The following is a 16321-nucleotide window of genomic DNA, read 5'->3' as shown; positions in this document are numbered from 1 at the left end:
TATGTAAGTTTATTCTATCATACTCATAACTGAATCATTTGCTAATTTTTGATAAAATAATAACAAGAAGAGGAGTGAGAGTATGTCGGTATTAGAAGTGCAGCATGTGACAGGCGGTTATACGAAGAAGCCTGTTATTAAAGAATTGTCATTTACAATAGGTAAAGGAGAACTTGTCGGGCTAATTGGTTTAAATGGTGCGGGTAAAAGTACAACCATTAAACATATTATAGGAACAATGCTTCCCAAAGAAGGCGACATTCGTCTAAATGGCGTGACGTTAAAAGAAAACATGGACAAGTATCGGACAGCATTTTCATATATCCCTGAAACACCGGTTTTATATGATGAGTTAACATTGCGTGAACATCTAGAATTAACAGCAATGGCTTATGGTTTAGATGAGGCTACACTAGCGGCTCGTTCAGAAATATTATTGAAGGAATTTCGTATGGAAAAACGCTTAAATTGGTTCCCATCGCATTTCTCAAAAGGTATGCGTCAGAAAGTAATGATTATGTGTGCTTTTTTAGTGAACCCGAGTCTGTATATAATTGATGAACCGTTTGTCGGACTAGATCCACTTGGTATTCAATCATTGCTCGATCAGATGGATACAAAGAAAAAAGAGGGTGCATCCATTTTAATGTCGACGCATATTTTATCGACAGCTGAAAAACATTGTGATCGAATTATTTTATTGCATGAGGGACGCGTTCGAGCGCAAGGCACGATGGTGGATTTACGTAAAACGTTTGGCATGCCACATGCAACATTGGATGACCTTTATATTGCAATGACGAAGGAGCGGGACCATGAAGAACTTGCGTGATGTATGGTCCTCGCGCTTCATGCACTATATAAGTGAAGTACAAAAATATATGCAGTTTGTTTTCACTGGACATATAGCGCTTGTACTTGTGTTTCTTGTTGGAGCTGGGGGCTATCAATATAGTGAGTGGTTGAAAATCGTTGAGTCTGATTTTCCTGCTGAAGGGCTAATTGCCTTAATAATTGGTGTATTACTAGCATTTAGCCGTCCAACGACATTATTGCGTGAGCCAGACCAAGTGTATTTATTGCCATTAGAATCAAAAATGTCGCTGTATTTAAAAAAGGCAATAGCGTGGACGTTTTGGTCACAAGTTTGGATTGTGGCAATCGTTTATATCATAAGTATTCCTTTATTAAAAGCAGTAACGGAACTAACAACATCTAATATTTGGTCACTGTTTTTCCTTGTTATCGCCTTAAAGTTTGTTAGTGTACAGGGGGAATTTAGTTATCGTTATAGTGAACGTGGTCATTATGTTTGGGTAGATAGACTAATACGAGCTATTGTATTTGGTGTAACCGTATATATGGGACTACAAATGCAACTTATTCTAGCATTAGTTGCAGCGATAATTGGTTGTGTCTATGTATTAGTATTTCGCAAAAAATGTGCGAACGAGCCTGTACCATATGAGCACTTTGTAAAACTAGAACAAAATCGAATGATGAGCTTCTATCGTTTCGCGAATTATTTTACCGATGTACCACATTTACATGGAAGTATTCGACGTAGAGCGTGGCTTGACTGGTTTTATAATTTTATCCCCTATCAAAAGGGGAATGCTCAAAAGTACTTAGTGTTCCGTACGTTTATCCGTACAGATGATCATTTTTATTTGTGGCTCCGATTAACTGCTATTTCCGCTGTTATTGCAGCCTTTGTAGATATTCCAGTTGTTACATGGATTGTTGCGGGTGCTTTAAGCTTTGCAACGACGATTCAGCTAAAGCAAGCATTATTATCTAGCGGTGAGTTCCGCATGGACATGCTTTATCCGTTGCCAGAGGGTGCGCGTAAAGCTGCTGTTAAGCAAGTAGTGCGTCTAACAATGATTGCTCAAGCTATTATTGTCACTTTATGCGGCGTGACGCAGCCGATGTTCTATGTAACGACGATAATTATCCTTGTAGTTAGTGAAATAACGGCAAAGGTGTCAAAATCTTAAAAAGGTAACTCTAATTTAATTAAAAAAGAAAGCTCATTTTGCCTACGAACATTAGGCGAAATGAGCTTTCTTTGTTTTATTCCACGATTTGATATTCTAGCGCAGCGCTTAACATAACTTTTGCTGCTACTAGCATACCTTTTTCATCAATATCGAATTTCGGATGGTGATGTGGTGCATATTCATCAGGCGCGGCCCCTGTGAAGAAGAATGTACCTGGTTTTTCCTCTAAATAATAGGCGAAGTCTTCGCCACCCATCGTTGCGGGTATTTCAACAACATCACAAATGTCTTGCGCGATATCACGAACAAATAATGTTTCTTTTTCATGATTCACGATTGCTGGGTAACCTTTGCGATAGTCTAGTTCAATTGTGCAATCTTGTGCAATTTCAGTTCCTTGTACGACGCGTTTAAATTCACGTTCCATCGTTGCACGAACATCTTTGTCAAACGTACGGATAGTGCCATTTAAATACGCTGTATCTGCAATAATATTATCTGCATTTGACGCAACGAAAGAGCCAACAGTAAGAACTGCTGATTCAGTTGGAGCTACTCGACGCGCTACAAGTTGTTGCAAGTTCATGACAAGCTGAGAGCCGATAACAATAGCATCTTTCGTTTGATGTGGATGGGCGCCATGTCCGCCTTTACCTTGAATTTTCAGTTCAAAACTATCAACTGCTGCCATGAGTGGTCCAACACGGTAGCCAATCATACCCGTTGGATGATTGGATGATAAATGTGTACCAAATATAGCGTCAACACCGTTAAGTGCACCTGCCTGTATCATACCGATAGCACCGCCTGGGTCTGCTTCCTCGGCATGTTGATGAATCAGCACATATTCACCTGCTAACTCATCTTTCATTTCCCATAAAAGTTTCCCTACTATTAATAAAGTAGCAGTATGACCATCGTGGCCACAAGCATGCATAACACCAGCTACCTTTGATTTGTAAGGAACATCTTTTTCGTCTTGAATAGGGAGTGCATCAAAATCGGCACGTAAGGCAATCCTTTTACCAGGCTTGCTACCTATAATACGTGCAATCAATCCATAGCCACTTACATTTGGTTCAACTGGGACACCGAGTTTTTGATAGTATTCACTAATATAGTTTGCTGTTTCTTTCTCTTGGAAGCTTAGTTCTGGATGCATATGTAGATGGCGGCGAATGGCCACCATTTCATCAAAATGAGCATCAATTTTATCGAGTATTTGTTGATTCATAAGTAAGTGCTCCTTTATTAAAAAAAATTATGCCTCGTCGTCTTCTTTAGGGACAACGCTATAGGTCGTAACATAGGATGCGGCAGAGAAAATATTTTGTTGTCGCACACCAGTTGGTTCTTCACGTTGTGCATGTGCAGTATTATACGCTTTTGAGCTTTTCCATGCTTCAAATGAGTGTGGCCCATTCCATTGTGTCATAACAATGTACGTGTCGCCATTTAATGGACGCAATAGTCGGAACGCTACAAAGCCAGGCTCGTTCTCAATTGCACGTGCGCGATTTAAAAAGCGATGTTCAAATACAGGTTTACCTTCATCTGTCACAGGAATATTATTGAAAACGAAGAAGCCGCGTTCTTCTAATTCGTTTACCGAATCTAACACTTCAAATTTACGAGGTGTAGCAAATACAGATTTCCCTTCAGTTTCATGAATGAGCACAGAATTACCTTCACCATGCATTAAAATCATATGTTCGTTAGGATACTTATTTTTCACCTGTTCCATAAACTCACCTGTGCCAGAAGTTAAATAAATATTCATTATTTTGCCCTCCTTATAAATGTCTAATAATCAGTGATTAACTCCATTTAAGTGTAAGTTACCCGCTTTGTCAAAAAAGAAAGCATGTAGAAAGAACAATTTTATGACATTTCACTAGGAAAACTATACAATAGCAGAGGAAGCGTTTACTATTGAAAACGGATATCAATAATAATGGAATAAACAAGTGATTTTTTATGATAGGAAATTCATCGAGGGGAAGGAAATAATCAATGACAACACTTTTTAATGATACACTTCTACGTGCTGCACGCGGGGAAAGGACTGAACATACACCTGTCTGGTATATGCGACAGGCAGGTCGTTCTCAGCCAGAATATCGTACAATTAAAGAAAAATATTCATTAGAGGAAATTACACATCAACCTGAGCTTTGTGCGTATGTAACACGTTTACCGGTCGAAAACTACAATGTGGATGCAGCGATTTTATATAAAGATATTGTAACGCCACTACCAGGTATCGGCATCGATGTAAAAATTAAAGCTGGTGTAGGTCCAGTTATTTCAAACCCAATTCGCACAGTATCAGATGTAGAGAAATTAGGTGAGTTCAATGCAAAGGAACATACACCCTTCGTTTTAGAAACAATAAAATTACTAACAGAAGAACAGCTTAATGTACCATTAATAGGTTTTGCAGGAGCGCCGTTCACGTTAGCGAGCTATATGATTGAAGGCGGACCTTCTAAAAACTATAATAAAACCAAATCATTTATGGTTTCGGAACCAAAAGCATGGTTTGCATTAATGGACAAATTGGCAGACATGATTATTGCGGACGTTTCAGCGCAAGTAGAAGCGGGTGCAAAAGCGATACAAGTATTTGACTCATGGGTAGGTGCCTTAAGTGTTGAAGATTATCGTGTGTTCATTAAACCTATTATGACTCGTATTTTTGGCGAGTTAAAAAAAGAAAATGTACCGCTTATTCAATTTGGAGTGGGTGCAAGCCATTTAGTGAAAGAGTGGCATGATTTGCCGATTGACGTTGTTGGCTTAGATTGGCGATTACCAATTAAAGATTCACGTGCAAAAGGTATTACAAAGCCTGTGCAAGGAAACCTAGACCCTTCATTATTACTTGCTGATTGGTCAGTAATAGAAAAACGAACAAAAGATATTATTGATCAAGGCTTAGAGGTGCCAGGTCATATCTTTAACTTAGGCCATGGTGTATTCCCAGAGGTTGATCCAGCAGTATTGAAACGTTTAACAACACTTATTCATGAATATAGTGCACAACAAATTCAAGCCCGTTCTTAAAAGTAAGAGCAAATTCTATTGACGCAATTACACTCCTTTTTTTGTGTAATTGTTGTTGACGTACAAAATCATACAAAAAATATAGTTTAACTATTATTTAGAGGTGAAAAGGTTTATGAAAAAAGTTAAAGGTTTATTAGTAATGGCATATGGTACACCCTATAAAGAGGAAGATATTGAAACTTACTATACACATATTCGTCACGGACGTAGACCATCTGACGAGCATTTAGAAGATTTACGTAGTCGCTACGAGGCAATCGGTGGTTTATCGCCACTGGCAGCTGCAACAGAAGCACAGGCTGAAGCTTTATGTGCACGTTTAAATGAAGTGCAAGATGAAGTAGAATACAAACTATTTATCGGTTTAAAGCATATCCAACCATTCATTGAGGATGCTGTTGAGGAAATGGTTGCAGCAGGTATTAAAGAAGCAGTTTCTATCGTGCTAGCACCACACTTTTCGACTTTCTCTATTAAATCATATAATGGCCGTGCAGAAGAAACAGCAGCTAATCGCCTGAAAATTACATCTGTTGAATCTTGGTATGATGAGCCAAAGTTTATTGATTATTGGAAGGGTAAAGTGAATGAAACGTTCGATTCTATGACTGAAGAAGAACGAGAAAAGGCTTGCCTAATCGTCTCAGCACACTCACTTCCTGTAAAAATTAAAGAAATGGGCGATCCGTACGAAGACCAACTAATTGAAACAGCTCGATTAATTCAAGAAGCTACGGGCGTGAAAAATGTAAAAGTGGGCTGGCAATCGGCTGGACAAACACCAGAGCCATGGTTCGGTCCTGACGTTCAAGATTTAACACGTGACCTTTATGAGCAGAATGGGTACCGTTCATTTGTTTACACACCGGTAGGTTTTGTAACAGAACACTTAGAGGTGCTTTACGATAACGATTATGAATGTAAAGTTGTTTGCGATGAAATAGGTGCTAACTATTATCGTCCAGCAATGCCTAATACAGATCCGTTATTTATCGAAGCTATGGTAGATGCCATTCATAAAAAATTAAGCTAAGCGAAAAGAAAGTGATGATGTTGGTGACTCAAAAAAGACGAAAGGTAGTTGTTGTTGGCGGCGGCATTACAGGCCTCACAGCTGCGTTCTATATGCAAAAACAAGCGCGCGCAAAAGGATTGCCGGTAGATATCGTACTTGTCGAGTCGTCATTACGTCTTGGCGGGAAAATCCAAACTTTTAGAAAAGACGGCTTTATTATCGAGCGTGGGCCAGAATCCTTTTTCGACCGAGAAAATCATGTCCAGGCACTTGCGAAGGATTTAAATATTGAACATAGGATGATAACTGGAGATTCGGGGCCAACCTATATAGCTGTTGGAAGTAAATTATACCCGATTCCGAGCAATCTGATGTCTGGAGCAACGCCACATATCTCGTCATTCATTACATCAGGTTTATTTTCACTCAGCGGAAAAATTCGTGCAGCGGGAGATTTTGTCCTCCCGCGTTCTGCACGGGATGACGACCAGCCATTAGGTGAATTTTTTCGAAGAAGATTTGGTGCGGAGGTTGTAGAAAATCTCGTTGAACCTTTACTAGCAGGTACATTTGCTGGAGATATTGAGCAACTAAGCATGAGATCTACATTTCCACAGCTCTACGAATTAGAGCAAAAGTATCGTAGTTTGCTTTTCGGTATGAAACAGTCAGGGACAAATTTTTTAAGTTACAATCGGATAGCGAAGGATAAGGGCATTTTTCAAACTTTTGAAAATGGTCTTGAGACACTTATCGAAAAACTAGAAGAATCTCTACTTCCAGGGACCGTTATGAAGGGTGTTAAAGTAGAGCAAATTGATCACAGCAAAGATGGTACTGTGCAGGTCGTATTAAATAATTTTTCGCATATAACTACTGATGCGGTTATCATTGCAACACCATATAATGTTGCGCAAATGATGTTTAGTAATCACCAACTTTTAACAGAGTTAAATACGATGAAAGCAGCAACAATTGCAACAGTGACGATGGCATTTAAAAAAGAGCAACTAGGTGACTTGGATGCATTGTCGTTTTTTGTCTCTAGAAATAGTGATTTTTCAATAACATCTTGTACATGGATTAATCGGAAATGGCCTAATGCTACCCCTCAAGACTATGTATTATTACGAAGCTATATTGGTCGTGTAGGCGATGAAACGATTGTTGCTTTATCTGATTCAGAGATTGAAAAGACTGTATTACAAGATTTAAAGAATGCAATAGGAATCGAAGGGGAACCCGTGACGACGGTTGTTTCTCGTTGGAAAAATGCTATGCCACAATATACTGTAGGACATGAAGCCAAAATTGAACGGGTGAAGAAAGAACTTTATGAACACTTCCCGACAGTAAAACTTGCAGGTAGCTCCTTTGAAGGAATTTCAATCCCAGAATGCGTAGAGCAAGGGTGCAAAGTTGCAAATGAAATTTTAAGCGAAATGTTTATACAGGAAGACTAAAAAAAGTAGTACAAACTTATATTTGTACTACTTTTTTATTTAATTTAACTATTATTACTCTTTTCTCAACGTAGAATATATTGAGTCATAGATTATGGACTCATGAATTGTAAAGATAACCAACGTTAAGAAATTCTATGACATGACCATACAATACCACCTGAGTTAGCGCCTCCTAGTGTTAAGGAGAGCGTTAAGCCATTTGCTTCGTAAAATAAATCGATTGTATCACCAGCAGTTAAATTAACTTCTCCAGCCAATGTTACGGTACCACTTCCAAGAATTGCTCTAATAGTTAATAGGGTAACTGATAAATTTAGTATTGGGAATAAACCGGTAATTAAATTTGTCGTTGTATTTCTACGGATTGCAAATGAAGGGTTAACACCTGCACCAATACCAAGACTAATGGCAGCTACTGTTGAATAGTTGATAGTTGCCTCAAATGCATATCTTCCGGTAGTAGGAACTGTAAATATGCCTGTTGTTGGGTTAAATGCTGGTGTTGTGAAATATGGTGAAGCTACACTCCAATTACTTAAAGTAGCAGATGTACTAACGGATAAAGTACTTAAGAAGGCAGAGAAACCTTCCGTAAACGCAGGTCCTGTTGGCCCCGTAGCGCCAGTAGGTCCCGTAGGCCCGAGTAAACCAGTCGCGCCGGTAGGTCCTGTTGGCCCAAGTAAGCCAGTGGCACCAGTAGGTCCAGTAGGTCCGAGAAGTCCAGTCGCGCCAGTAGGTCCCGTAGGTCCGAGTAAACCAGTGGCGCCGGTAGGTCCTGTAGGTCCGAGTAAACCAGTGGCACCAGTAGGCCCAGTAGGTCCAAGTTCACCGGTAGTGCCGGTAGGTCCCGTAGGTCCGAGTAAACCAGTCGCGCCGGTAGGTCCTGTAGGTCCGAGTAAACCAGTGGCACCAGTAGGTCCCGTAGGTCCGAGAAGTCCTGTTGCTCCAGTAGGTCCTGTTGGCCCAAGTAAACCAGTGGCGCCAGTAGGCCCCGTAGGTCCGAGCTCACCGGTAGCGCCGGTAGGTCCTGTTGGCCCAAGTAAGCCAGTGGCACCAGTAGGTCCTGTAGGTCCGAGTAAACCAGTGGCGCCAGTAGGCCCCGTAGGTCCGAGTAAACCAGTCGCGCCGGTAGGTCCTGTTGGCCCAAGTAAACCAGTGGCACCAGTAGGTCCCGTAGGTCCGAGAAGTCCTGTTGCTCCAGTAGGTCCTGTTGGCCCAAGTAAACCAGTGGCGCCAGTAGGCCCCGTAGGTCCGAGCTCACCGGTAGCGCCGGTAGGTCCTGTTGGCCCAAGTAAACCAGTGGCACCAGTAGGTCCAGTAGGTCCGAGTAAACCAGTCGCGCCGGTAGGTCCTGTTGGCCCAAGTAAGCCAGTGGCACCAGTAGGTCCTGTCGGTCCGAGAAGTCCTGTAGCACCAGTAGGTCCCGTAGGTCCGAGTTCACCGGTAGCGCCGGTAGGTCCTGTAGGTCCAAGTAAGCCAGTGGCACCAGTAGGTCCCGTAGGTCCGAGAAGTCCGGTAGCGCCAGTAGGTCCCGTAGGTCCGAGTTCACCAGTCGCGCCGGTAGGTCCTGTAGGTCCGAGTAAACCAGTCGCGCCAGTAGGCCCAGTAGGTCCAAGTTCACCGGTAGTGCCAGTAGGTCCCGTAGGTCCGAGTAAACCAGTCGCGCCGGTAGGTCCTGTTGGCCCAAGTAAGCCAGTGGCACCAGTAGGTCCCGTAGGTCCGAGAAGTCCTGTTGCTCCAGTAGGTCCTGTTGGCCCAAGTAAACCAGTGGCGCCAGTAGGCCCCGTAGGTCCGAGTTCACCGGTAGCGCCGGTAGGTCCTGTCGGTCCAAGTAAGCCAGTGGCACCAGTAGGTCCCGTAGGTCCGAGTAAACCAGTCGCGCCGGTAGGTCCTGTTGGCCCAAGTAAGCCAGTGGCACCAGTAGGTCCTGTCGGTCCGAGAAGTCCTGTAGCACCAGTAGGTCCCGTAGGTCCGAGTTCACCTGTAGCGCCGGTAGGTCCTGTCGGTCCAAGTAAGCCAGTGGCACCAGTAGGTCCAGTAGGTCCGAGAAGTCCTGTAGCGCCAGTAGGTCCCGTAGGTCCGAGTAAACCAGTCGCGCCGGTAGGTCCAGTAGGTCCGAGTAAACCAGTGGCACCAGTAGGTCCTGTCGGTCCGAGAAGTCCAGTCGCGCCAGTAGGCCCAGTAGGTCCAAGTTCACCGGTAGTGCCAGTAGGTCCCGTAGGTCCGAGTAAACCAGTCGCGCCAGTAGGTCCTGTTGGCCCAAGTATGCCAGTGGCACCAGTAGGTCCGAGAAGTCCTGTTGCTCCAGTAGGTCCTGTTGGCCCAAGTGTGCCAGTGGCACCAGTAGGTCCCGTAGGTCCGAGAAGTCCTGTTGCTCCAGTAGGTCCTGTTGGCCCAAGTAAGCCAGTGGCACCAGTAGGTCCCGTAGGTCCGAGTAAACCAGTCGCGCCGGTAGGTCCTGTTGGCCCAAGTAAACCAGTCGCGCCGGTAGGTCCTGTTGGCCCAAGTAAGCCAGTGGCACCAGTAGGTCCCGTAGGTCCGAGTTCACCTGTAGCGCCGGTAGGTCCTGTAGGTCCGAGTAAACCAGTGGCACCAGTAGGTCCGAGAAGTCCAGTCGCGCCAGTAGGCCCAGTAGGTCCAAGTTCACCGGTAGTGCCAGTAGGTCCCGTAGGTCCGAGTAACCCCGTCGCGCCAGTGCTACCAGTCGGCCCAGTTGGCCCAAGATCCCCCGTCGCGCCAGTGCTGCCCGTCGGTCCAGTAGCACCAGGATCACCGGTTACGCCAGTAGGACCCGTTGGCCCGGTGTTACCAGTAGCCCCCGTCGGCCCTGTTGCGCCTGTACAACCTGTAGGTTTTACTGGCCAAACACAGCTATGATGTTCGGGTATTCTTCTACAACCACAAGGGAATGTTCTACATTTACTGCAAACATTATTTAAAAAATAATCTTCGAAGTTCATTTATTCACCTCCTCTCTCAAGTATCCTATTCATAAAAATGATAGAGGAGGTGGACGGTTAACTACTTTTAATGTTTATATGATAATTTGTAAAACATATAGTGATTATAATTAGTTAAATTACCGTAGGGGGAGGGCGATAGGATTGAGAGAAGAAGGGAAATGCTTTTACAAGAGTCTAAATCATTTTTAAATTAGGTAATTCAAGGTTTATCCTTGGATTTTTTAAACATACGATCAAAGTAGTTTTGATTGTGTAAGATTTTTGGATCATTAGGTAAGTAGACACGGGCTAATTCATTATGGGTATTGGCTAATTCATATTGTTGTAAACGGTCATAGAGGACGCAAAGTTGTAAATGGGGCAACCAAGTAGTAAAGGTTTTATTTTGGAAAGGGGCGTTTGGTTTAGGTTTCATTGCAAGTGCTTGTTCATACCAAAAGATGGCCTCATGATTTTTTGCTTGTTCCATAAAATGATGGCCAAGCCTGCAGCATGCTTCAGGGCGTGGGGTGTCGTATTCGAAGCTTCTTAAAATAGAACTTACGTTATTTTCATTATCATTTAATTTCGAATAGCAATCAGCTAGCTTAAAACAGGCGTTAATATTATCTTCTACCCAGCCTAGTTTAGTTGTTAAAAAAAGCTCATAGTAGAATACCGCATCCTCGATTTCATTATGATCCAGTAATTCATTGGCATAATAAAACGTGTCGCGTGGTGTGAGAGGTTCTCCTGATTGAAGAAGTTTCTTATAAATAGTAATATTGCGCTGATGATCGTGATGAAGTGGTAAATGGCTAACGGCCACATCACTTTCAAAAAGATTACCACTAACCTCTAAATATTCATGTACCGCTCCTATCCATCGAAATTGCTTCTCCCTTCTAACTAGTCGGTTTCTTCTTAAAAGAGAATTGGCATTCCCTTCGTTATCAAAGCTTAAATGATAATTCATCGAGACAGCATCAATATCGGGAGTTAAAGATTGCTTTAAAGCTTTAAACTTTTCTTGATCTTCCGCCATTAACACATCATCTGCATCTAGCCAAAGGATGTAGTCACATGTTGCTTGTTGGAAGGAAAAATTACGCGCATCAGCAAAATGATGAATCCACTCAAAATCATAAATACGATCAGTAAAAGGTTTAACAATTTCCTTTGTCTTGTCAGTGGAACCGGTGTCCACTATATTTATCTCATCGACTAAATCTCTTACTGAGTCAAGGCATCTGGCGATAACATCTTCTTCATTTTTCACAATCATACATAAACTTATCGTTACCATATTGTGATTCCTCCTTTTAATAATCTTTGTAGTATATGTAGAGTCAGTTTTTTTGCGAGGCAGATTGCCCTTTCTTATTGTGCAAACACACTGTTATCACTTGGTAATTTGTCATAAATTTACCTTTCAAGTTTCACGCAGATTTCACAAATGTAAAGTATAGTTAAAGGGCAGAGGTGATGATTATGAAAAAATGGGCATTCTTCATTTTTTCTTTTATACAAGTTATGTTGGTGGCGGGGTGTACCGAGAAATCGTTTGAACCAATTGACCGTAATCAGAGTTTTATTGCATCGCTCAATATACAAGAGCCTTCGCTCGATTTTATTGATGAGCTGGGGAACGTGATTGCAACATGGTCATTCGATAAAGCATATACAGGAGCGTTATTATTAGATAATGACCGAATATTATTATATGGACATCAATTAGATGAAATAGTTGTCTTTACACTGTCAACTGGTAAAAAGCTTTATTCAAAAAAAGTAGAGCTAGGCACGACGAATGTGTATTATGATCCAAAAATTAAACAATTTTTTATTACGAATAGTAAGATGAACACAGTGACAAGCTTTGATGTGGAAGGAAATGAATTGGCCTCACAGCGACTTGGTAACTATCCGATGTCGATGGCTACTTACAAGGATAAGCTCTATGTAGTCAATTATAAAGATACGAAACTTTCGGTGTTATCCATTAAGGATTTAACAATAGAGCAAGAGTGGCCAATAGGAAAATCATCGCATGGCATTGTAATCATTGAGGAGACAAATGAGCTTTGGGTCGGCGGACATGGTGAAGGAAGCAAGCCGAATAGTTCAGTCAAGCGATTTGATCTTGGAACGGGTGTTGTGCGTGGCAGTATAGAAATGCCTTTAATGCCAGTAGGTTTAACAAAGACAAAGGATAAAGTGTTAGTTGTTAGCCATGGACATAATGAATTATATGTTGTCGACTTTAAAGGAAATGTTTTATGGGAAAAAGAAGTAGGAGCAAATCCATTTGTTGTGAATCAGTTTAAAGACTATATTGTTGTGGCTGGTTATGACGACCATACTTTATATTTTATAAAAGATGGTCAAGTACAAAAAACAGTTGATGTTGGCAAAGGTGCATTTCAGCTGTTAGTAAGGGAGGAAGAAAAGTGACAACGGTATTAATTGTAGATGATGAGCAAGATATGCGTAATTTAATCGAGATGATGCTCAATAACTCCAATTTCGAGACCTTTACGGCTGCATGTGGAACTGAGGCATACGATATTATTGTTCGTGAACAAATCGACTTAGTTTTATTAGATGTAATGATGCCACATGAAGATGGTTTTGCGGTTTGTCAAAGTATTCGAGCGATGTCTAATGTGCCTGTAATATTCTTAACGGCACGAGATGCTAATGAGGATAAAGTAAAAGGTCTAACACTCGGTGGCGATGATTATATCGTCAAACCGTTTACAAATGATGAACTAGTGGCACGAATGCATGCTGTATTGAGAAGAAGTGGCGCTAGTATAGCAGATTTTGAGCAAAAAAATGTTGTCTTTGGGCCAATTAAATTAGATGAAATTGCACGTAAAGTTTCTGTTGAAGGGAAGGTTATTCCATTAACTTTAAAGGAATTTGAATTATTGCACTTATTTATGAAAAATCCAGGCAATGCATATTCACGTGAGCAGTTACTAGAGCGCATTTGGGATATTGACTATTTAGGTGGAACAAGAACGGTTGATACTCATATTAAAACTTTGCGATTGAAGCTTGGAAAGGAAGCGTCAGGCTATATACAAACCGTCTGGGGAGTAGGCTACCGCTTTGATCCAGGAGAATGAAAAAGATTTCAACACGTATTTGGCTACTCATTTTCGCATTTTTGATTATAACAGTAGTTTTTATGTATGTACTGACAGATTTTTTATATGAACAGCTTTACGTGGAAGATACGGAAAGCAATATGATTGAAATCGGTACAAAGCTACAAACAATGTATACGAGTGGTAAAGTTACAGACGAATTTATTGCTAATATTGAACATTATAATGATTATTCCAATTTAAATATTTTTGCTGTTCGAAACCCTCGTGAACTTAGTGCCTGTGTCCCCTTTGATATTGATTATGAAACATTAATAGGGGCTGAAGAACGGCAACAATTGCTGGAAGGTAAGTATGTTCAAAAAATTGGCTATGAACCTCGATTCGATCGGCAGCTTATTTCAGTAGTACTACCTTTAGTAGATCAAAATAGGCTAGAGGGAATAATTTATATTTACTTCCCCTTAGCAAAAATTAGTGAGTTGGCAAGTCAAGAAGTCATTTTTTTATTTTTGAGTGCATTTGTCTTTTTGATTGTTACTAGTTTTTTTGTATATAAAGGTATTCAACATATTATGCGTCCATTAAGTGACTTACAAACTGCTGTAGAGCAGATGTCTTATGGACAATATGAAACACGTGTACCTGTTAAATCGAGTGACGAGATAGGGAAACTATCAAGCACATTTAACGACATGGCAGAGGCAATTCAACGAGAAGATGAGGCCCAAAAGACCTTTTTAGCAACTGTATCTCATGAATTGCGTACACCTATTAGCTATGTGAAAGGCTATAGTGAAGCAATGCAAAACGGAATTATCGCAGAAGAGCAACAAGAGGAAGCAATTCAATTAATCGTGCGTGAAGCAAATCGTATGGAGCGTTTAACAAATGAGCTTCTTCAACTCGCTCGCATGGAAAATGAACAAAAGGACATCGCTCTCTATCCGATACCACTTGCAGAGACATTACGTGAAGTACAAAAGATTTTAACGCATCAAGCACAGAAAAAGAATATTACATTGCATCTGAATGTAGATGATGAATTAATTGTTAAAGCGGATGAAGTGAAACTAAAGCAAATTTTTATCAATATTATTGAAAATGCTATCAATTACTCCTATGAGCAGTCGAAGGTTGACATTGTAGCAATTGAAGATAACGGTAACGCGCTCATTACTATTGAGGATGAAGGCATCGGTATACCACAGGAAGATTTATCACATGTCACAGAGCGGTTTTATCGTGTTAATAAAGCGCGCAGTCGAGTAGATGGTGGGAGTGGCCTAGGTCTATCCATTGTTGAACAATTATTAAAACAGTTACAAGGCAAGATTGAAATAGAAAGTGAAATAGACAAAGGCACAAAGGTAAAAATTTCGATGCCATTAATGGAGGAATAGAACATGAAGAAGTGGTTATTTACATTGATAGCTGTACCCGCATTATTAGTAGGTTGTGGGGAAAAGGAAAAACCTGCAACATCTACTACATTGGAAGAGCCTCAAATGTTAGAAGTGGAAATTTTAACGCCAAAAGAAGTTGAGGTAAATACGCCTATCGAACTTGGTGCACATGTTATTCAAGGTGAAAAAAATATCGATGATGCAATAGTTGAATTTGAAGTGTGGGAATCAGGTAAACGCGATGAGGGACAAATGCTTGAAGGTAAATTAGAAAAAGATGGCGTCTATAAAGCACAAACTACATTTGATCATGACGGTGTATACTTTATGTTTGCCCATACTACAGCAAATGGTATTCATAATATGCCGAAGCAGCAAATTACGGCTGGAACACCTGATATGACACAAGTAATCGAAGAAGATGAAAAAGCTAATATGAACATGTCGGACCATGGTAAAGATTCATCAGAGGATACAGAGCATTAATAAAATGAAAAAAATATTCAATAAATGCTTGCATTATTTTTAAAATAGGAATATTATAATGACCAGATGACCGAAATGGTTTTCTGGTCATTTTAATTTCTGTGTACAAAGGATGTACATAACTTAACAGGAAAGGATGTCACATATGGATCGTAGGCAGGAAATTCTTGAAGCAGCTGCAAAATCATTTACATTGTTTGGCTATAAAGCAACGACGATGGAACAAGTGGCGAAAATTGCTAATGTCGGTAAAGGAACGATTTATACATTCTTTGCAAATAAGGAAATTTTATTTCAAGAGATTGCGATGTCACTTGTACGAGAGATGAAAGCGGAAGCGGATGCAGTGTTGGATGCATCAGCTAGCTTCATGGATAATGCACATAATGCTTTAATGAAAATGCTACAGTTCCGTGAAAAGCATCTTTTATTTGCGAAGTTAATAGAGGAAGAAAAAGAATTACGTACGCCAGCAGTAAAACAAGTATTAATCCGCATAGAATCTGAAATATTATCGTACGTTGCAACGTTAATTCAAAGACGTATTGATAAAGGTGAGATTCGAGATTGTGATACAGAGTTAGTAAGCTATCTGTTGTTAAAAGCGTATTTAGCGTTCGTCGTAGATTGGCATGAGCTTCATGGAGACATGATTCCAGAAGAAAAGATACTAAATCTTTTCAAGGAAACAATCTTTCGAGGACTAGTTCTTTAGAGAAGAATCTACAAATTTTACGCACTGTGAAGTTTGTGATTTTTTTACAGAAAAATGACCAATTGACGATTGCGGTCAATTAGTATAGGAGTGAGAGAAAAAT

General features: G+C 40.8%; 14 protein-coding genes. 10 read left to right on the top strand and 4 right to left on the bottom strand.

Translation table 11 applies throughout. The features are described 5' to 3' along the window. The first annotated feature begins 82 nt into the window (after positions 1-82). Positions 83-832 (top strand): ABC transporter ATP-binding protein, encoded by a 750-nt coding sequence (locus ACIP9G_RS13660; RefSeq protein WP_340822457.1) that lies wholly within the window; start codon positions 83-85, stop codon positions 830-832. Continuing rightward, a complete protein-coding gene (locus ACIP9G_RS13655) occupies positions 816-2000 on the top strand; it encodes an ABC transporter permease (protein ID WP_340822458.1) in 1185 nt (394 codons plus the stop codon). The genes ACIP9G_RS13660 and ACIP9G_RS13655 overlap by 17 nt, the downstream gene beginning before the upstream one ends. Before the next feature lie 76 nt (positions 2001-2076). Here the strand turns inward: ACIP9G_RS13655 and ACIP9G_RS13650 are convergent, their stop codons facing one another. Continuing rightward, positions 2077-3237 (bottom strand): amidohydrolase, encoded by a 1161-nt coding sequence (locus ACIP9G_RS13650; RefSeq protein ID WP_401020070.1) that lies wholly within the window; start codon positions 3235-3237, stop codon positions 2077-2079. A gap of 27 nt (positions 3238-3264) precedes the next feature. Beyond that, positions 3265-3783: an antibiotic biosynthesis monooxygenase family protein gene (locus ACIP9G_RS13645; RefSeq protein ID WP_340822460.1), complete on the bottom strand. Its 519-nt coding sequence runs from the start codon at positions 3781-3783 to the stop codon at positions 3265-3267. 233 nt (positions 3784-4016) lie between these two features. Between ACIP9G_RS13645 and hemE the strand changes: the two genes are divergently transcribed. From hemE to hemY, 3 genes are all read left to right on the top strand, one after another. Continuing rightward, entirely contained in the window at positions 4017-5069 is a 1053-nt protein-coding gene (gene hemE / locus ACIP9G_RS13640; protein ID WP_401020068.1) for a uroporphyrinogen decarboxylase, read from the top strand. Between the two features lie 115 nt (positions 5070-5184). Next, on the top strand, positions 5185-6105 hold the full coding sequence (gene hemH / locus ACIP9G_RS13635) for a ferrochelatase (protein WP_401020065.1): 921 nt from the start codon (positions 5185-5187) through the stop codon (positions 6103-6105). A gap of 14 nt (positions 6106-6119) precedes the next feature. Next, positions 6120-7550: a protoporphyrinogen oxidase gene (gene hemY / locus ACIP9G_RS13630; RefSeq protein WP_340822465.1), complete on the top strand. Its 1431-nt coding sequence runs from the start codon at positions 6120-6122 to the stop codon at positions 7548-7550. A gap of 125 nt (positions 7551-7675) precedes the next feature. Here the strand turns inward: hemY and ACIP9G_RS13625 are convergent, their stop codons facing one another. Continuing rightward, positions 7676-10513 carry a collagen-like protein gene (locus tag ACIP9G_RS13625; RefSeq protein WP_401020062.1) on the bottom strand — a complete coding sequence of 946 codons (2838 nt, stop codon included), beginning with the start codon at positions 10511-10513 and terminating at the stop codon, positions 7676-7678. A 202-nt stretch (positions 10514-10715) separates the two neighbouring features. After that, positions 10716-11801: a glycosyltransferase gene (locus ACIP9G_RS13620; RefSeq protein WP_401020060.1), complete on the bottom strand. Its 1086-nt coding sequence runs from the start codon at positions 11799-11801 to the stop codon at positions 10716-10718. 185 nt (positions 11802-11986) lie between these two features. On the opposite strand from ACIP9G_RS13620, the gene ACIP9G_RS13615 reads away from it, so the two are divergent. The 5 genes from ACIP9G_RS13615 (at position 11987) to ACIP9G_RS13595 (ending at position 16218) form a co-directional block, all read left to right on the top strand. Next, entirely contained in the window at positions 11987-12949 is a 963-nt protein-coding gene (locus tag ACIP9G_RS13615; RefSeq protein ID WP_340822470.1) for a YncE family protein, read from the top strand. After that, positions 12946-13629, top strand: a complete 684-nt coding sequence (locus ACIP9G_RS13610; protein ID WP_340822471.1) for a response regulator transcription factor — start codon at positions 12946-12948, stop codon at positions 13627-13629. Before ACIP9G_RS13615 ends, ACIP9G_RS13610 begins: the two co-directional genes overlap by 4 nt. Then, a complete protein-coding gene (locus tag ACIP9G_RS13605) occupies positions 13626-15014 on the top strand; it encodes a sensor histidine kinase (RefSeq protein WP_401020057.1) in 1389 nt (462 codons plus the stop codon). Before ACIP9G_RS13610 ends, ACIP9G_RS13605 begins: the two co-directional genes overlap by 4 nt. Positions 15015-15017: 3 nt before the next feature. Then, on the top strand, positions 15018-15503 hold the full coding sequence (locus ACIP9G_RS13600; RefSeq protein WP_340822473.1) for a FixH family protein: 486 nt from the start codon (positions 15018-15020) through the stop codon (positions 15501-15503). A gap of 145 nt (positions 15504-15648) precedes the next feature. Then, positions 15649-16218 (top strand): TetR/AcrR family transcriptional regulator, encoded by a 570-nt coding sequence (locus ACIP9G_RS13595; RefSeq protein WP_340822474.1) that lies wholly within the window; start codon positions 15649-15651, stop codon positions 16216-16218. Positions 16219-16321: the final 103 nt, after the last annotated feature.

It is taken from the genome of Lysinibacillus sp. NPDC093197 (assembly GCF_044754025.1).
Taxonomy (GTDB): Bacteria; Bacillota; Bacilli; order Bacillales_A; family Planococcaceae; genus Lysinibacillus.
Note: the sequence above shows the minus strand (reverse complement) of the source record. Positions and strands in the feature narration are given on the sequence as shown.